The 18,739-nt window shown below is 43.0% G+C and carries 6 protein-coding genes and 1 pseudogene; all 7 read right to left on the reverse strand.

The features are described from left to right. Nucleotides 1-13,539 (reverse strand): annotated as a pseudogene (locus tag BUA40_RS13835) (hypothetical protein); the annotation flags it as partial. A 54-nt stretch (nt 13,540-13,593) separates the two neighbouring features. Then, a complete protein-coding gene (locus tag BUA40_RS14285) occupies nt 13,594-14,709 on the reverse strand; it encodes an FISUMP domain-containing protein (protein ID WP_083585436.1) in 1,116 nt (371 codons plus the stop codon). Nucleotides 14,710-14,726: 17 nt separating this feature from the next. Then, nucleotides 14,727-15,152 carry a hypothetical protein gene (locus BUA40_RS13850; RefSeq protein WP_072801441.1) on the reverse strand — a complete coding sequence of 142 codons (426 nt, stop codon included), beginning with the start codon at nt 15,150-15,152 and terminating at the stop codon, nt 14,727-14,729. Nucleotides 15,153-15,166: 14 nt separating this feature from the next. Further along, complete coding sequence (locus BUA40_RS13855; RefSeq protein WP_072801442.1) at nt 15,167-16,003, reverse strand: hypothetical protein; 837 nt, start codon at nt 16,001-16,003, stop codon at nt 15,167-15,169. After that, entirely contained in the window at nt 16,000-17,124 is a 1,125-nt protein-coding gene (locus BUA40_RS13860) for an AAA family ATPase (RefSeq protein WP_072801443.1), read from the reverse strand. Before BUA40_RS13860 ends, BUA40_RS13855 begins: the two co-directional genes overlap by 4 nt. Further along, the gene (locus tag BUA40_RS13865; RefSeq protein WP_072801444.1) at nt 17,117-17,482 is read right to left on the reverse strand and encodes an HNH endonuclease; all 366 of its coding nucleotides are present in this window, start codon (nt 17,480-17,482) and stop codon (nt 17,117-17,119) included. The genes BUA40_RS13860 and BUA40_RS13865 overlap by 8 nt, the downstream gene beginning before the upstream one ends. 16 nt (nt 17,483-17,498) lie before the next feature. Beyond that, on the reverse strand, nt 17,499-18,533 hold the full coding sequence (locus BUA40_RS13870; RefSeq protein WP_072801445.1) for a toll/interleukin-1 receptor domain-containing protein: 1,035 nt from the start codon (nt 18,531-18,533) through the stop codon (nt 17,499-17,501). Nucleotides 18,534-18,739 lie beyond the last annotated feature (206 nt).

The following is an 18,739-nucleotide window of genomic DNA, read 5'->3' on the forward strand; positions in this document are numbered from 1 at the left end:
CGCGACAACACCCGCCGTCTCCCCAACCATCTCGCTTGCGGTCGCGTTCTCGCGGGTAAAGTTGAACGAAGCAACCTGGATTCCGTCGAGCATCGCTTCGGCGGCGGCTGTCGCGCCGGATTCGATGTGGTCGGCCCCCTGGTCGCCTACCACGACATCGTTGCCATCGCCCGTGTAAATATGGTCGTTGTAGTCGCCCGCCACCGTGCGGGAATCAAGCGACTCGGCAAGCGAGAGCGTGGAGGCCGTGGCCTCGTAGCTGTCGCGGTCGGTGAACACCATCTTGGCGTTGTCGCCGAACACAACATCGTTGTCGTAGATGCCGTAGCGCTCGTCGCCGTAGGTCGTCAAGGTGTCGCCACCCGTGCCGCCCACCACGATGTCATCGCCACCGGAAGTGTAAACCGTGTCGGCACCGCCATGGGCTATGTCGGTAGAGGCAGCCACATCCTGCGCGTGGAGGGTTCCCTTCACCTGGATGGCGGCTATGCCCGGAATGTCCTTGCCGTTGATGTTGTCGAGCGTGTAGCCGTCCTCGACAATCACGCGGAAGTTGTCCGCGGCAACACCCGCAGGAACCTCGAACACCACGTAGTTGCCCGTGGTGTCTATCAGCACTGCATCATCGCCCGTCAGCTCACCGGAGAGAACCGCCGCATCGTGCGCGAGGTCAGCCAGGATGTCCTCGGCGCTGGTGTATTCGGAACGCTTGTAGGTGCCGTTGAAGTTGGAACCGGCACAGTCGTTCACGTAGAAACTCTGCAGGGCAACTGTCGAGTTCCCCACATACAGGCTCACCTTGCGGATGCTCTGGCCTTCCCAGGAGTTCGCGTCGGGCATGTCAAGGTAGACTGCCACCCTGTAATCGGTAAAGTACTGCGCAAGGCCATCCACGGCGACTTCGAGTTTGTTGTCGCATTGGTTGCCAGGGGCGGTCGTCATGTAGCCGCTGTTCATGAGCGCCGCATCGGCATCGGTAGAGGCGTTCGGAAGGTTGTGGCCGTAGGCCTGCAGATTGATGCGGTTGTCGGTGCTCGTATTGCGGTGGCTCTCGATGCCGCCGTAGCTCACGCTCACGGCGCTTGCGCGGGTGTTGTCGTCGAAGCGCACAATCTCGCGGTCATCGTTGCCGTAGGTCCCGGCGAGGCTACCGCCCACATTGTTCCAGTTCGCCTTCGCGAAATCTGCCGCACCCGCAACATCTTCCGACGAGAGTCCCGTCTGCGAGGCTCCCATGAAATTGAAACTGAGCGTCGCCTCGGTACGGGTTTCGGGAACATTCTCCTGTTCAAGGGCTTCCGCCAGGGCGGCATGCCCTCCGAAGGTGGCATAGCCGTCATCGCCGAATACAAGGTCGTTGCCATTGCCAGTCGAAATGACTTCATTCTCGTTTTCGTGCTCGCTAGCATCCGCAGGAACGGTTCGTGTTGCGTTCACCCCGCCGAAAACGACATTCCTGCCGTCGGCAAGGGTTATCACGTCATTCCCGCCCTGGTTTTCCGTCACCGTGCGGGCAATGCTCGGGCCGCGGCGAACACCGTCGGTCTGCCAGTAGGCTTCGAAATCCTTGTTCTTGCCTGTCGCATAGTCGGAACCGTTTTCGCTCGGCGTATAGGTATTTCCTTCACCCTTTACCGTCACTCCCGAGCCATCATCACCGAGGCGGGTCACCACGTTGCCGTCATCGTCGTGGTACAGCACCTGGCCACGGTCGCCGAAGACAAGGGAACTGTCGCTGCCTACGTCAATGGAGTCGTCGCCGAGGCCGCCGAACACGATAAGGCCTTCCTTGGTCACATTCGCACCAGTAGCAGCCACGGTGTCGTTGCCCTCGCCAGCATTGATCACCAGCTGGTCATCTTCGCCGTCCTGGTAGCTGTGGACATTGATCGTGTCGACACCTTCGCCGCTGTTCATCACGGTAAAGGTCTGGAATCCGTCCTCGCGGTAGATGGACTTGTAGATATCCACCGTGTCCGCGCCCGTACCCAGATTAATTTCTCCATATTCCATATTGCCAAAAGCAATATTCTTCTTTACATCCTCGGACGTGTTTATATGCTTTTGATCTGTATGCTCAAAATGAATCGATTCTGAATCGGACACAAGCAAAGCATCTTCTGCCAAAATCACCTTCGGATTGCTTACAGACGCAGAATCAGTTTTAGAATCAATCAAGGCTTTTGTTGAACTTTGGGCATCGTAAGGATTATCCATATTGTTCACAAAAATTCGGTCAACACTTCGTGTTTCGTCGAAAGAGTCCTCTTCACTAGTAGAAGAATCCCCCTCAATCGTCTTAACATCTTTCTCCGCAGCATCATCAGGATGTTCATTCGAAGGAATAACATACCGCAGCATAGATACAGATTCACCGATTGATTCCGGTTTATACCCGGCGCCATCTTCTAACACTTCTCCCAAAATATTTTCTATAGTTCTTTCACCAATAGGCACCAGCGTTGGATTATCGCTTTCGGCAACATCATCATCGATTGCCCCAACAGTCACAAGAAAATACCCTTTGCAACGATCTTTTGTGAACTCAACATAAATTTCATCAAAAGCCGTATTTCCTGTTGTTGTATTTGTGATCGAGAAAATTTCTGATTCAGCATTTTCTTCAATATACACAATGCGTCGTATTTCTATTTGTTTAGTATACCTTAGATTTTCAGGAGATTGTTTATCACCCTCCCTATAATATGGTGTCAAAACTGTATTAATGGTAACTTTGACAGTTTCAGTGCCTACAAGGTCTTCACCATCTAGGCTAATGGCATAAGTGTCAACAGCGTCGCCTTCTTCAACATCTGTAGAGCCATTCGTTTGCGAAATAACGACTTTTCCACATGTAGAATCAGGATTCTCCTTGGAACCAAGTTCGCTAAAATTAGCCGCACTCAAAGATTCCCAAGCGTATTTTTCATCTGTAACATTTATTTGCTTTCTTTGAGCAACACTCAAGCAACCAGACACCGTTACAGGCAAACCTGTTTTATTAGAACAGATTATAACCTGACTTCCTTCAATTCTATAAAAATAGCCTTCTTCCGAATAGCCTCCATTTCCATCAGCCACTCGATTACTAGAAATAACGTGGTCTTCACCCACAAGGAAATCAACCGAACGATTCTCATCTACAAAAAACACTGCATTTTCGGGAGTGATTTTTCCATCTGTTCCACCAACCCAATAAGCTGCACGATACAACAATGTTGCACCATCGAATTGAGATGTAACGTCAAGATTGTTTTCATCGAATATTTTAATGGTATTGTCTATTTGCTTAAAATAATGGCTATGATTATAAGATTCTTCATAAGTCAAATCATATGATGTTACTTGGTCTGGCAACTGTATTTGCAACTCAGACACACCATAAATATTAGACTTGAGTTCTAAAGAATTGGTCTCTTCGTTATAATCCAAGCATTCCTTTATCCAGCAAAGAACAAAGCCGGGTTTACTAGAATCCCACGCATTCAAAGTCAATTCAGAATTGCCGTCATTAAGGCGATAAGAGAATCCATCTACCGAATCATTTGTATAAGGATTTAATGTAGTCGTTGAGTAATCAGTACCCAAAACTAAATAACCCAAGTCATCAGTTTCATACTTAAGATTAACATAGCTTGTGTTGTCTAACTGCATCGACAAAGCGGTGTAATTGACAAACAATGTTGTCCCTGCGGGAATAGCATTGTTAACCCATCTTACTGTCAAAGCATTTTGCGCCATATGATATTCAAATTCAATATCATCGGGCATCCCTTCATACCAGACATAAAAATCTTCAACTACAGCAGACGAATGTAGGCCTATAGTAAAAGATTTATTATCCGCTTCATCCTGAGAGATAGTTCTTGTTAGAGTTTCTGTAAATGCATTTCTATTTAAATCAATCGAGTTTCCTGATTCATCAAAACGTTCTGTTTTACGATCATCTTCCAGGAATAGAATAACGTTTCGGCATGGATTCACTTTTGTTGTCGGTTCACAAGCAACACCATGCAACAAAGCAATATGATCGTCTCCTTCGCGAATATTATCAGACAAAGCAATCAATCTGACAAACTGAGCACAATTGTAATTTGTTGAATTAAATCTTAGTGTTACCGAACTTGCTAGACCGCCGTCAGCATCAACTAAGAAGACACCACGTTCGGCCTTTGCAAAACTGTCATTAGCCATCTCTGGCGCATAGACTGTAATGGCAATTTCTTCTCCTTGTGCTGGAGCACGAGAGAGTTTAATTCCATAAACAGTCGTTACACCATTCCCCTCCCTGATAACGGCATGGGGTTCAGAAACTAAATTGCCTTGTTCATCTGTAAAGAGAATATCAACAACAGTCCGAGTTTCATCAGCATCAATGTCGTTGTCCCGAATATTTACAGCTATCGAATCTGTTTTTTTCTGACGATATTTGTCCGTATTTGATTCAACCGTATGAGAAATTATCCCACTATGTCCCTTATAGTCAATGTTATCAACCATAATATAAGGCAAATCACTCTGCGAACCGCCATTATAGAAACTATCGTTACCTTCATTCCCGTTTAGATAAACAACAGAGTTTTCAAGAGGGTCTAGTACGTAAAATTCATCATCTCCAGCACCACCATAAGCATTTTGATTTTCTATGCTCACGGCCTGTAGATTTACACCGGAAGACTGTATCGAGCCCTCTGAAATCACAAAGGTATCGTCAGCTTCCGTTCCGGCAACACTCATCGTATCGTTGCCGGCACCGCCAAGAAGTGTAACAGGAGCATTTTGCACTATGCCATCAGGATTACCTTCAGCATCGGCCTTTTGGAATGTTGCAACATTAAATGTGTCGTCACCCGTACCGCCAGAAAGTGATATGGCGGCACTAGTATGCAACATATTGAAGGTATCATCTCCAGAGCCTCCATAAATACTTGTCGAATGTTCAACGCCATTACTTAAATACCCTTGAGTTGTTAGCGTTGTAGCGAATCCATCAAGTTGCTGAATATTATTTTCTTCATTCGGCAAACGACCTGTTTGGAAAAGTTGACCGACATTTATTGTATCATTTCCTGCACCGGCATCAACAGCAATAGCAGTTAGAGTTCCATCTATCGTTATATTGTCTTTTCCAGCACCCGTATTAAGATTCAATTTCTCAACACCACCATTATTGCGAACATTCCAGAAATTGATTCTTTCAATTTGGCTTTTTTCAGCTTTCGGATTATCTGTTGGCGATAGTTCTTCCTCATCTGGCAAAAGTGCAACAAAGCCCAATTTGACATTAGTTGAAGCATTTATTTCATTCGGTTCTGATCGACGAACAAGAACATCATCGGCTTCTAAAGTTCCATTTACGGTTAAAATATCGTTGATATCAACACCCGATTCAATAATATTGGTATATGCCCTATTATAACTTCCCATAAAATTAATTTCATAGAGGTCATCACCACTTTGGCCGTCAACGATATCGGAACCATTGCCAGCAATAATGGAATCATTTCCACCAACAGTTTCTGCCAAGGCGTTGAAATCTATTTTGAAATTGTCTAGGAAAGATTTAACTGTTTCACCAAAGACAAGCTTATTATTTAGGCCTTCTGTCCCAAACCAATTTGCAGAGGCGCTTAAAGCCCCAGCATTATACCCAGCCCAACCGTCATCACCAAACACGATATCATTTCCGGCACCACCCTCAAGGGTATCATTTCCCTGACCACCGTAAAGGATATCTTCACCAGAACCACCCATTATACGGTCATCACCGGCATCACCGTCAATAAAGTCATTATCGGCACCGCCATCTATCACATCGTTACCGCCAGAAAGCACTTCGTTTTCCAGCAAGTCAACATTATTTTTTCCATCATCACCAAAAATTACATCGGAGCCATTCTCACCATAAATGAAATCAGTGCTGTTGGACAGCATCCCTGAGCTAGATTTCAAAGTTGCACCATATTGGGAAAGCGTACTTATGTAATGTTCCTCAGGTGTTCTCAATGCAATTTCATTATTCGGATCAAATAATGGATGCGAACCTTTCTTGAATTCCTTGGAAACGTAGACATACGGCAGAATTCCACCTTCATCGGTCACAATAACCATATTAGAATTGTAAGGAGTATCACCGAATATTAAGTCATCTCCGTCGCCACCATGAATCGTATCGATGCCATTGCCTCCAAATACGATATCATTGCCCTGACCTGCAATAATTTCATCATTTCCAGCAAAACCTTCAATCCAGTCGTTACCGGCACCACCATAAATATGGTCATCACCATCACTTCCGTATATCAGGTCGTCTTCACCTTCGTCGAACAGGTCGTAGCGACTTGCCTCAGGCAAATCCGCTGCGCTTATTTCAATGCGCCCCCGGTCACCGAACAGGTAATTAGTCTCAATTCCGGCATAGATTATATCCGCACCTTCGCCTCCAAAGATGAAATTCTTACCAGCTCCACCTGTCAAGACATTTCCAGAAACAACTCCATCTGCGGGGAGAGTTTCTGCAAGAAGTACATTCTTCTTATTCTTGTCCATTACATAGCGACCGGTTTCACCAAAGATGAAGTTATTTCCATTACCCACAGCTCCGGTTATGCGGTCAATACCTATACCGCCCACAAGCATAGCATTAAAGCCTTCCGCCAATTTCAAACCGGAAGCGTTAATAACATCATCTCCATCCCCACCATAAACAATGACATCAGCTTCAATCTCCAAATCACCCGATGTCATCGTTATATTATCCTTGCCCTGACCGGCATAAACACAGATTCCCTTCAAGGGTTTATCCGGGTCTTTGTCCAAGTCAAAATCATATGCCTCGGAGTTATTCCAAGAAACAGTCCCCTTTCTTGCGCCGGTAAATGTAATCGTCACATCGTCATTACCGTCAGCAAGATTTCTGTGGACACGGTTAGACGCATACTCACCTACATTTACAACAAGGTAATCGCCATTGTCTGAAACAAGGACGGGATTATCGGACTTTCCCGATTTAGACGCTGTATCGAACAATTCGAAGGCTCCGCTGCTCCACAAGGTCCATTTTTTACGACCAAAAAAGTAATCCAGATAGGCATAGGCCTCTGCATCAATAGTCGCCGATGCATCGAATATGTAAATAGGATTCAATTTCCACATGTCAGCAAGTTCACCCATACGGAGTTTGCCATCATTATTCGGGTCATTGAAATCAAGATTTACATCAAAGTTCAATCCTACATTGATACCCGCGCGACCGGCAACGCTTGCCCCGGCCACGACACCAGAATGGAATATCACCTCGGCAGTATCCTTGCCGTTTTCGTTCCAGTCGGCAATGTAGAACCCGTCAAGTAATAGGCCCATGTTCTTGTAGCCGCTATCCTTCCAGCGGCTTAGTCCATGAGTATCGTAACCGAATGTCAAGTCGATACAAACACCAAAATTAAAACCGATATCAGCACATAGAGGGCCAACAATCGGATAACTATTTTTCCAGTCGAAATCAAACTTGAGTGGCGACATATTGTAAGTGACAAGCGTGGCATCGCGCCCGAAAAGAAGCCCCCCAATTTCAGTCAACGGATTTTCGAGTATAGGGAAAGCCCACCCCCTACCGCCATTAACCGATAGCGACGATGTAGACATAGCCCCAGTAGTCGAGTCAAAATCAGGCAAATCAAAGCCGTTCAATGCATTTGCAAATTCTTCCAAGCCACTAATTGAAATTGAATTGCCGCCTAGTGTAAATGTTTCGCGCAACTGCTGAACATAGGCATCAATATTCTTGCTAGCACCAGAAAGAAAATCAAGCGAAGCATTATTTGCATTTTCTCTAACACTACGTTCCGTACCCGTATAGGAATTTTCTTTCCACAGTACAAAGTCAGGCAATTCCACAATAAGGTCTTCATTTGTTCCGTTACCGAACTGTTGCACCAGATTATTCAGTTTAACAATGTCGTCGATAAAGCCGAAATCCATGTCGTTCTTGGAACCGTACATCTTTATCAAGTCCAGCACGGTTATATGCACTTTACCGGCAGGTAACTTATTCAATACAGGAATTTCAGATTGCAAAAACTTGATAAGAGGCTGAATAGGTTCAATGACTTTCCGTATGTTTTCAAGTACGGGAGCAACGGTTTTGTCTATGAAGGTACCGCCCTTGAATTTTACGTTCTTGAACGAGAGTTCATTCAAACCATTCGAAGCAGCCCCCGTCTTGGCAGACCAGTCAATGTAAATATCCACATCCAATTCAGGGAACCTGCTCCCTGCCGAGAGCGCAAGTTCCCATGTCTTTTTAAGTTCAGCGTCGATTTCCGCCTTTACGGATATGCCAGAACCGACATTGTGTACATTGACCAGCTCATCCTTTTGATTATTCAGGTCAACATCAAGTTTTACCTCAAATCCGTCTTTGTCACCAAAAGCCTTACTGTTATCAACACCAGTATTATCCCTCAGACTCATCTTCATGAACCCGAGCGTTCCATCAACCTCAAAGCCATCCTTCGTATTCACGTTCAGCGTAACTTTAAAGTCATTACCGTCGTCGAGCAACAAAAATGCGCCTTTATCCTTCGAAATTCCAAATCCGATATCAAGGCTCCATGTAAGAGAAATCCTAAGTCCACCTTCAGAGCGCAAACCAAGCCCCGGGAAGCCGAGATCAAAATCGGCATCAGGATCTAGATCATAGTTTCCACAAATTCTAATACGCCAGTAGGCCTCATCAGTGTTTTCATAATACTGAATTCCATTATAGAACTTATTGAAAAACATACCGGCCCACTTGTATTGTTCCAATTCCGTATCAGAATCATTGGAACAATCTTCTAATTGCCCGAGTATGTTTGCCCCCTTCAACAAGTTGTAAAGTTTGAAGGCCACCATCTCGGCATTCAAATTCTGCGCCTTGTTCACAAAATTTCTAAACGGTTCTATAAAGGACTCATCCAACTTTGTAAGACTATCCGCGACCCCAACAATCCTGTCCCCAATAAAGGGGATGTTGCGTACAGAATCACGCAAGACTGCCTTATTGACACCACTGATGGCACGACGGAATACTTGTGACAAACCATCGGACACAAGCCGAACCTGTTCAAAAAGGGATGTTACATTGAAATCAATATTCACCTGGGTAGCATCCACCCACAAACCGGTTTTATCGACAGGATTAGATAAAATTCCTACACTCGGAATAAGTTTTGAAATAGAATCCGTTAAATCAACTAAACCTGTTCCGTTTTCACCACAGCCAATTTCAATATAGCCGGCTTTTTGCCCCAGTACACTTAGATTTATTTTTCCTTGGGCATTTATATTCGCATTGTCAACTGACAAACCGAGTACACTCGCATTTTCATTAAGATTCACACCACACGAAAAATTTAGGAAGATGTTACTTCCCTCAACAATTTCTACCAGCGGGGCCTGCAAGTCGCCTATATACAGATGCAGGTCCCCTGCCAGCGGATTTTTTTCGATGATGGCAGTAGCATCAATCAGTTTCTGTGCAGTTCCATTTATTTCGACGGGAATAAAATTCACCTTTACCTTTCCATCGACAGTCGGATCATATTCCAGCACCATACTAATCTGGAAAGCAAAAGAAACATTGAGATTTACATCCAGGGCTCCCCCAATATGAACTTCATTCGAGCCGATGTCATTTAGGACAAACTTTCCATTCTTGACTTCGTACTTCCAGACAAAATCCATCTGGATGCGGTGTTTTTGTTCCTCACCTTCCGCAACCTGCAATACCTTCAGGTTCGAAACAGACATGCCAATTCTGTCCAGCAACTGGGTAGCAAAATCCTGGACAGTGAGTCCATTGACACTTGCTAGCACACGACGGAATTCATCTAGTTTTGCATTGAATCCGCACAAATCTGCCATCGACTTGCCTATAAAGGGAATTTCAGATGTGAGGATGTCCGATTTTTCAAAAAGAGAATTTCCGGCAACAGGATGCCCCTCTGCGTTATAGCCCAATAAATTTTGTGCAAAATCGGCGGCAGCAGCCTTCATCGCACCACCCAGTTCAACCCCGCTCCATACCTTGAGGGTATCCTCGGAAAGTCCAGTTGTGTCCCAGTTCAGGGCTGAGGCTATGGATGCCCCACTAATCAAACCTTGGACAGTGTCGTTGACCACGGTAACATCATTGGCAAGACCAAAGCTTCCCAAATTGAACCCGCTTAAGCCTTCTGAGTTTACGGTGATTGTGTTGGACGTTCCCGTCAAAGTAGTCTTGGTCACATGCCAATTGCCAACACCAAGATATGTCTCAATTGAAGAAGATATATTATTAAAGAGGGTCTTGATAGATTGGACGTATGTTGAGGCAGATGAAGATAATGTCAGATTTATTAAATTTCGTGCACTTTGTAAATTTGAAAGTACAACAATAATATTAGAAACGTTCAACGGATTATTTATAAACTCAAGTAAACCACTTCCATAACTTATTTGGCTCATTCGATTGGAAATTGACTGTATACCATTCAAAAAGACATCTTTACTTCCTTCAAATTCCGCGACAATACTCCCGTATTCTTGATTGACAAAATTCCATACATTTTCAATTCGGTCTTTCAGACTATGAGTGATATTAACAAAGCCATCAATTGACGATAGCAAATCAACATAACTACTTATGTTGGTTGTTGTCAAGGCCGTTCCGTCAAAGACCTTGTCCAAGCAAGTTGTCAGCGTGTTATACGCATTTTCAAAATCGGTAGCAAGCGTCGCTATACTCTGATGTATCGCAAGGACATCCGTATCGGGCAGTTGCGCAAGTCCCTTTGTATCGTCATACTTCAATTCCACCTGATGGCCCATATTCACGCCATTTGCAGAGAAATGCTCTCCAAGCATTCCCACGCGGGCATCGATATCCACATCACCTATGAGTTTATTTTCCAACACAAGGTCAAATTTTTTATACTTGACAGCATCAAGGGCGCTCAAAAGCAAGGCATCTAGTTCAAAACGGGCACCATCGTCCGCCTTGCCTGCCAAGCCAAGAATTGAACCAAGTGTTCCCCCAACCACTTCCACGGAAACAAGATTGTAGCCATCAGCGCCGACAAGGCGTGTTCCATCAAACACTATCTTATTTTCGCAAATTTCACATATTTTTGCAATAATCGCGTTTAAACAAAGGCTAGCCTGTTCTGTTTTGGGCAAACCGTTATACCACGACGCCAAATCAACAAAATATTCTTCAGCTGGGGTAGAGGTATTTTCAATGGTAATTTTCAGGCAAAAGGCTGAACTTATTTTTGAGGTTACTCCAGAAATAAAAAGGTTGTTGTTGCTAAAGAATGTCCCCGATACATCAAACGACATATTATCTTTGCACTCAATCGCAAACAAGCCGTCTTTGAACGAAGCACTAAATATACCGTCATCAATTCCAGCCAATTTCTCATTTATTTGACTAATAACTGTCCCGCGATCGAGATTATCGGAAGCGCCAATTGTTATCGTTTCTACATTGCCGTCAAAAGTGAGGACAATGTCTCCACCCTTAACATCAATAGGTGTATTTTCTACAACTTTCACATAGCATGACGTAAAATCCGTGGAATCTAACTTGACGCTCGCTACATTACATTTATCCCCTTTTACAAGAAAAATTTCGCTGCCAGCATTATAGGCATGAATGTTCACACCGCTTTCTGTAAAAGTAGCCTGGATCGCAGAAACTAACTCTTCGACGTCTGTTGCGTAAAACTTTATTGCATCATTCAAGTCGTTCCATTTCAGTTCAAATTCTTTATTAAAACTAGCGGGCATCGCAAGACTAAAACCGCCAACATACCCCGCCTCTATAGTAACATTTTTATACAAGCAAATTCCAGAGCGTGCGTCTGAATATGCCGGTGTCCCAACAAATTTCAAATCAAAATTATTGTCAACAGAAACAGATTGTCTTCCATAGAAATCAAGAATGTTTTCTTCGGCTACGACATCTTTCAAAAAAGTTGTCCCATCCGCCCTCATCTGTGCAGTTAAGTCAATGGATAAAGTAAACTCCAGAATTGCACTAGTCCGCAAAGCGAGAGACTCATTTCTTGTTACTGTAAACCCAAGCCTACTTAACTCATCAACAGCGATGGATACATTTTGCGAATTTTCCTCTGGTACACTCAATTTGAACGAAAGCAAGAGTTCATCGCCGTTCAATTCTACCGGAGTCGCCACATCATTTTTCATTATTTCGTGCAATTCTTGCAACGACTTAGGAGGCTTGTTTAAAAGATTATTCAAAAGCGACGGCAGTTTTGCGTACTCCGTTGCATTTTGGCTAAGAACCCCAGCAAAGGAATCATACAGTAACGGCACAGGATTGTCAGGCGTAACGGTTGAATTTCGATTCAGCCACGCCGAAAGGTCCGAAAGTTTCTGCAGAATGAGTCCCATGGTAGCATGCTCGATACTCTCGACATCGGCGGCCCCAACCCAGGACCATACGTGAGTATTTTCATCACAAACCAGTTTCACACCTGTCGAACTTACTAGCCCGGAAATACGGGACGACTCAACCACATCGAAGTCTAAGTCTGCCTTGAAAATTTCATTTACCCCAGCAGCAGAAAGTCCCAATCCAACAGAGTAATCCGGAACACTTTCGTCAGCATCTGCCACCGACTTATATTCGAGAACGTTCCCATTTGCCTGAAGAAAATCTTCAAGTTCGGCCTTTCTTTCAGAATCTGATTCCTCATCTACATCTTGCTGCGTATATTGTCTAAAATGAGCGGCAACAGAAACAGTCTGATTAATGTATTCTGGATTAGATGCTCCATCAAGTTTTACGGAGAACGAGGCATTTCGGTCAACATTGTCATCGCCGTCTACATTTACACCCTGCAAGTTTGTTGCCACATTTGCAAATCCTGTCACATTCGCAGCAATGTCTGGGTTCGTAGCCGTCTCATGTTTTACGATACTGACTACAAGGCTATCAGATTCTGCATCAACACCAAAAACAAAGCCTGAAGTGCTTGCCAAAGCATTCAAATACACGGCCATTTCAGTTGCACTAAATTTATGCTGATTTACAGCAGAATCAAGGCTATTTATTAGACTCTGCTTTTCCTCGGCACTTGTATTCGGGTCATTTATACCATTAAAAGGAGCCGTATTCAGCAAGCTTTGTCTATAGCTACTTTTAGCAATTTGGGAAGCGGAACCCATAATCTGCTTCAAATTTGCAACTTCACTAGAATTTAAAGATAAAAGACTTATTGCCTGATTATCATCGATCAAGTCTTTGGCTTTAGCAATCCTAACATCATTGTTAGAATCTTTAACAAACAGGGTGCGGATGTTCGTATTTGCCCATTTTTGATAGTCCGAACTCGAAACAAATATACTTGCGGCATTTACATTCAACTGGAGCGCTTCCTGATTCCAGTCATCTGCCGTAGCATCCATCATAAGTCTCGGTTCAAGTTGCTCAATCCTGCAATCAAAACGATTGTTTTTCTTGAACATTTTGTTCTTTTTAGAATTAGACATAGGAACCCCTTAGGAAATCTGTTTGTTGAAATTTTACTTATAATAACACTTCTATTAGTAATCTCTTACACAACGAACATAAAAATAATTACCATTCTTTACAGCAGTACTGCTATGCTTGGCATAGTTCTCACTTAAGTCTTCCACAAAAATCCACGATGGATCTCTTTCGACTGGATAATGAAAGGTTGCTAAACCCCAATTTTCTTTGTAGGTTTTCATCTGGAAAAGCACAGACATTCCTGTTGAATTTACATATCGTTTGTTCAACTTCCAATTCACCTTTGATGCTAAATCTTCCCCTGCAGATGAAGTGAAGTTTTTCCATTCATAGGCGTTCATTATATGCCACTTGTCAGGGCAAATACCTTGGTGTATCCGCGTATCGCCGCCCACGGTATCTTTCCAAAGCACAGAATCATACTTGGCGGGGAGTGCCATAGCCTCGCTCCATGTGTACCTGCCGCCCCAGCCATTGTTGCAGAACCATTCGTCATTCAAGTCGCAATACTTTTCCACCTTGGCATCATCGTGTATTTTTATACTGGTGTCAATCATCTCACCGTAGTTCAGGTTCTGGGCAAACACCTCAATTAAAACATCGTCAACAAGTCTTCCGTCACTACCGCGCAAATGGAGAATTGTCGTCTTATACACCTGATGATCTCTCGGATCTTCAAATTCACTATAAACAGGTTCATATTCTGTAGCGAACAAACTATCCATCACTGGGTATTCTTTGGGTTTCTCCGCACATACAGTCGAGTCAATAGTCCACATCCAATCCACACAACTAAAAAAAACTGTACACAACCTATCAATAGTTGTTGTAGTTGCACCATTTTCACATTCATGATAAATATATGAACTACTACTTGATAACGAATCGTCTCTCTTGGATGATGAACTAGCATCGTTTTTCCTACTAGACGAAGACAAGCTATTTGATTTGGCATCACTCGACGTCCCAACATCCTTTTCATCAGAGGATTCAATCTTTTTAGAAGAACTACTTGATTCATCTTCACAATCTTTACAGATTGAAGATGAAGAATCAACCGCCGCATTCTCATCCGGTCCATTGCTAGAAGCCGACGAAGAATCATCACATCCCCAAAGGCCGATTCCGCCAAACACGGCTAAGAAAAGTAGAGTCTTGAACTTGTTCATAATTTGTACTCCTATTATTAAACTTTTGTGTTGCCACTGCCACGCAGATTGTCCGGGTCTATGGAGAGCAGGGCTTGAATATCCGCAGCGCTCAGCGGCGCGGACTGTTGTATTTCAAAATTTTTCTGTGGGTTTATTATCAAGTCCTTGTTTACGGACTTGACTATTTCGCCGGAATCTTCTGCCACATACAGCCCCGTCTCGGGATTACGGACAAATTCCGTATTGGCAAGCTGCTTGATGCTCGCCCTGGTCAAGAAGTCGGCGTCGTTTGGGGTCACATTGACGGACTGTTCCATCTCGCCAATCACCGCCGGGGCCTCGATAACGGCTTCGGGCTGTTCAATGCCGTCCGGCGTCAAGATAACGCCGGGTGCGCCATTCATCATCTGCCGCTGTTCCAGCGACTCGATTATAAAGGGATTGTCCTTGAACTCTTTCATTCTTGCAAAAACTTTTATGTTCCCTCAAATAGTGAAACATTATTACTATCAGCCCAGTTTTTTAAATCAGTATAAAGGGTAGACTGCTTAAAAGCATCCATATCGTAGCATTGAGGCAGAAATTCCTTCAAATGCGGAATAGTCGCTAAGCAATCTAATAAAGCAAGAAAATCATGCCCATTACAAACCAACGCGAAATCTTTTAAATCACAAACATCTTTAAGATTATCAAAATCGTTCCTATCTTGCTCCGTTCTTCCTTCAAAAAAGGAACTATCTAGCTCTACTAAAGCGCCCTGTTTAAGAACATGGGCTTTATCGTCTCTAAAACGACCTATTTTTAATTTCTTGTTGAATGAATAACCAAACTCTTTAATGTCATTAAAGATTCGATAACATCCTATAGCTCTAGCAAGCGGCTTGACGTTTTCAATTTTCTGTTCAATACCAGAATCCTTTTGTTTAAGTAACAAAACAACACCATTGGTCTTGAGCATTTGCATTTCAATATCACGCTGATCTGTCAAGAATACATTCTTTTTTAACGTATAAGCAGGCAAGAAGTCGATAGAATCTCTGTCTCTAATTCCTATAATTTTTTCATAATTTTCGTTTAATATTGTATCTACGATTTTTTCAACATTCTTACAACTCTTTCTTTTGTTTATCGATGATGACCGGACATTTAAGCGGTCCGTTGAAAAGAATTTACTATAAACCAAAACATCAGGCTCATCTTCAACAATAACCCACATCGCTTGCATATGCGAATTGATACTTTGGTGAATCGCACCTAAGGTGTCTCTAGGACGATTTTCTTCCGTCACTTCTTGCAATGGAGCTTGAATCATTCTGCCTTCCTCAGTTGACTCTTTTCAAACAAGTCCTGCGACATATCCCATCTTTGTTCAAAAATGTTGGAATTATGGGTGCAGATAATGAATTGCAAATCACTCCATTTACAAAGTTCCTTGATGACTTTGGGAAACTCAAGAATCCAAGACATATGCATGGAATTTTCAGGTTCATCGACAAGAACTAAAGTATGTTCGCTAGATTCAAACAGCATTTTATAAACAAGCATCAAATACTGCCGTTCGCCAGACGACAAATCATCTAAATCGACAATCGTATTGTATTTGTCCGTCAGCTTAAACCGGAAACCATCTTTCTCGGATATTGAGATTTTCTTGCTGATAAACTCATATCGATTTATGAGTTCCATAAACTTTTCAAGTTTATCAACTTCGTGCTTAATAGAAAACTCATCGTTCAAGAGTTTTTCAACAATTGGACCATATTTTTTGACATCCGTCAAGAATTCAGAATTTAAGTTGATTCCGAGCATTTTGTCAACTAGAGAAAAATTCAAACCTTCGATGGGTTCATTTACCGGGAATTCATTTTTGAGTTTGCTCTTTAGAAAATTCTCTATTTTATCAGAAAGAATCGACAGATACTTAATGAAAGAATCATTACAAGTTTTTACAGGAGTTTTTCGGTTCCTTTTAGGAAGATTTTTTTCAATGATTCGCGTTTCCGGAATGTACAAGATTTTCTTTTGCGAGAGTATCATCTCGACAGAGTGGTCCCCGCTCTTTTTCGGTGTGTAGAACTTACCATCACGCCCCTTTACAGAAATCTGCAATGGCTTTTGTCCTTCAAACAAAATGTCTAAACGAACATCAAGGTCATCTTGTTCATCTGAATCATCATTTTGTATAATCTGCCACTCTTCTTTTGTTACGCTTAAGGTTTTACCGTCCATTACACATTCAAAAGAATCAAACGGCAAAGCCGCCATAGTTTTCCAATCGGCACCATACAGAGCGACCAACAGTTTCAAAATTGTCGTTTTACCAAATCCATTCGGTCCCGTAATATACTTTACAGCAGGTCCGTTTTCATTAGTAAAGTCTAATTCATAACTGAACTGATGCAACAAGCCTTTTACTGTCATTTTTTCAAGCATTGGGCGCTCCATACATAGAGTTCAAGAGTTCCATTTTATTCTTATTCACGACAAGAATTCGTTCAAGCTCAACATTTTTATTTCCACGAGCGGTCACTGCAGACTTATAAGAAGGATAGTCATCGCCCTTGCTTCGATTATTTTTGCAATGAAGAGGTCTTTTGTTTACATCATCGTCGCCACCACCTAAAGCTTGCGGATAAATATGGTCAACTTCCCAGCCAAAATCGGCATCTGCATCGCCATATTTATCACGGGCAATCCATGCGCCGCAGGCATCCTTCCTGAACTTGGAAGGGTCATAGTCAGGCACAATTCGGCCTTTTTGCCAAATAGCATCAATTTCTTCTTCAGTCATAACCAAAACCTGTCGTCTAGCATAAAACCTTATCAATAAATTCTGTATTATTCAAATTAAAGTCAGCATCATATTCGTCTTCAACAACACGAGCAGCTTCGTCATCTAGAGATTCGGCAAAGTCCTTAAATCGCGCTAGAGCAGAATGAATTTTTCTTACATGCCTATTTTCTTCATTGACGCGAAAATCGCCGTCAAATGGTTCCCTTAAATAACCAGCATCCTTCGCCTTAACATATTCCCTATAAACCTCATCATCACAATCTCTAACAGTCAAGCCGAAATAATCATAAATAATGAACTTGCGAACATAACTATTCATTTCTTTTCCCTTCAAATACACCTCATGTGCGGCATCCTTAAAGGTCTGCAAAGAGTCGCTATTGCTTTCAAGTTCAAGATTCCTGACATCTTCGGCATCTTTTAATTCTTTTAAGCGAGCAATCTCTTTTTCTTTAAGTTCTATAGTCGCATTTAATTCTGCGTTTGTCGTCCTTAAAGAATCACGCGCATTCACCAAAGCATTGTATTGTTCTTCAGTACAAATAAAAGGATTTGGAACTTTTATTTTTAGCGTTGGAAATTCTTTAATAAAATGATCTATCTGATCTGATAGATAAGGCAAATCGGATCTGGACCGACATGTTTTTATGATTGACTGTACTGTAGAAAGTAAATCCGCTTTATCATTTATTTTATACAAATGCGTTCCATTTAGAACGCCACCAAAAGCCTTGTAGTCCAACTCAGAATCTAATAGAGGTACAAAAAGTTTACTTTCTCTAGAAATCCATGTCGCACCCAATTCTGCACAACAAAATTCCGACTGCTTATAATTTTTAGAAAGATAAGCAACAACGACAGAAGCTTCTTGTAGAGATTTTCTGATTGTTTCATTAAAAAAATCACCCCCAGAGCATCCCATTCCAGAAATACTCGTACAAAAGAAATCTTGTTGTTTCAAGTTACACGCCAACTGAAGCATTCTCTGCAAAGCCTCAATTACAGGTTTATCTGAGCAAGAATGACTTATAAAGATTTTTACAGGCATAAAATCCTCTTACCTAAAGAAAAACTATGCTCCTCCCCCTCCCCCAAAGAGGTTGGACCTTGGGGGGCGGTTGGAGCGGGCGTTACTTGGCCGACTTGCCGGTCGCCTTGGCGGCCGCGGGAGCGGCAGGGGCTGCCGCCGGGGCGGTGTTCACGCCGATGTCGAGCGGGCCGTACTTCTTTTCGTAGGCGCGCACGGTGGCGCTG

Origin of the sequence: Fibrobacter sp. UWT2 (assembly GCF_900142545.1) — a bacterium.
In the GTDB taxonomy this organism is placed as follows: Bacteria; Fibrobacterota; Fibrobacteria; order Fibrobacterales; family Fibrobacteraceae; genus Fibrobacter.

Coding starts and splice junctions, on each gene's coding strand:
- BUA40_RS13865 (WP_072801444.1), bottom strand. CDS start 17,482: ATGACTGAAGAAGAAATTGATGCTATTTGGCAAAAAGGCCGAATTGTG.
- BUA40_RS13860 (WP_072801443.1), bottom strand. CDS start 17,124: ATGCTTGAAAAAATGACAGTAAAAGGCTTGTTGCATCAGTTCAGTTAT.
- BUA40_RS14285 (WP_083585436.1), bottom strand. CDS start 14,709: ATGAACAAGTTCAAGACTCTACTTTTCTTAGCCGTGTTTGGCGGAATC.
- BUA40_RS13855 (WP_072801442.1), bottom strand. CDS start 16,003: ATGATTCAAGCTCCATTGCAAGAAGTGACGGAAGAAAATCGTCCTAGA.
- BUA40_RS13850 (WP_072801441.1), bottom strand. CDS start 15,152: ATGAAAGAGTTCAAGGACAATCCCTTTATAATCGAGTCGCTGGAACAG.
- BUA40_RS13870 (WP_072801445.1), bottom strand. CDS start 18,533: ATGCCTGTAAAAATCTTTATAAGTCATTCTTGCTCAGATAAACCTGTA.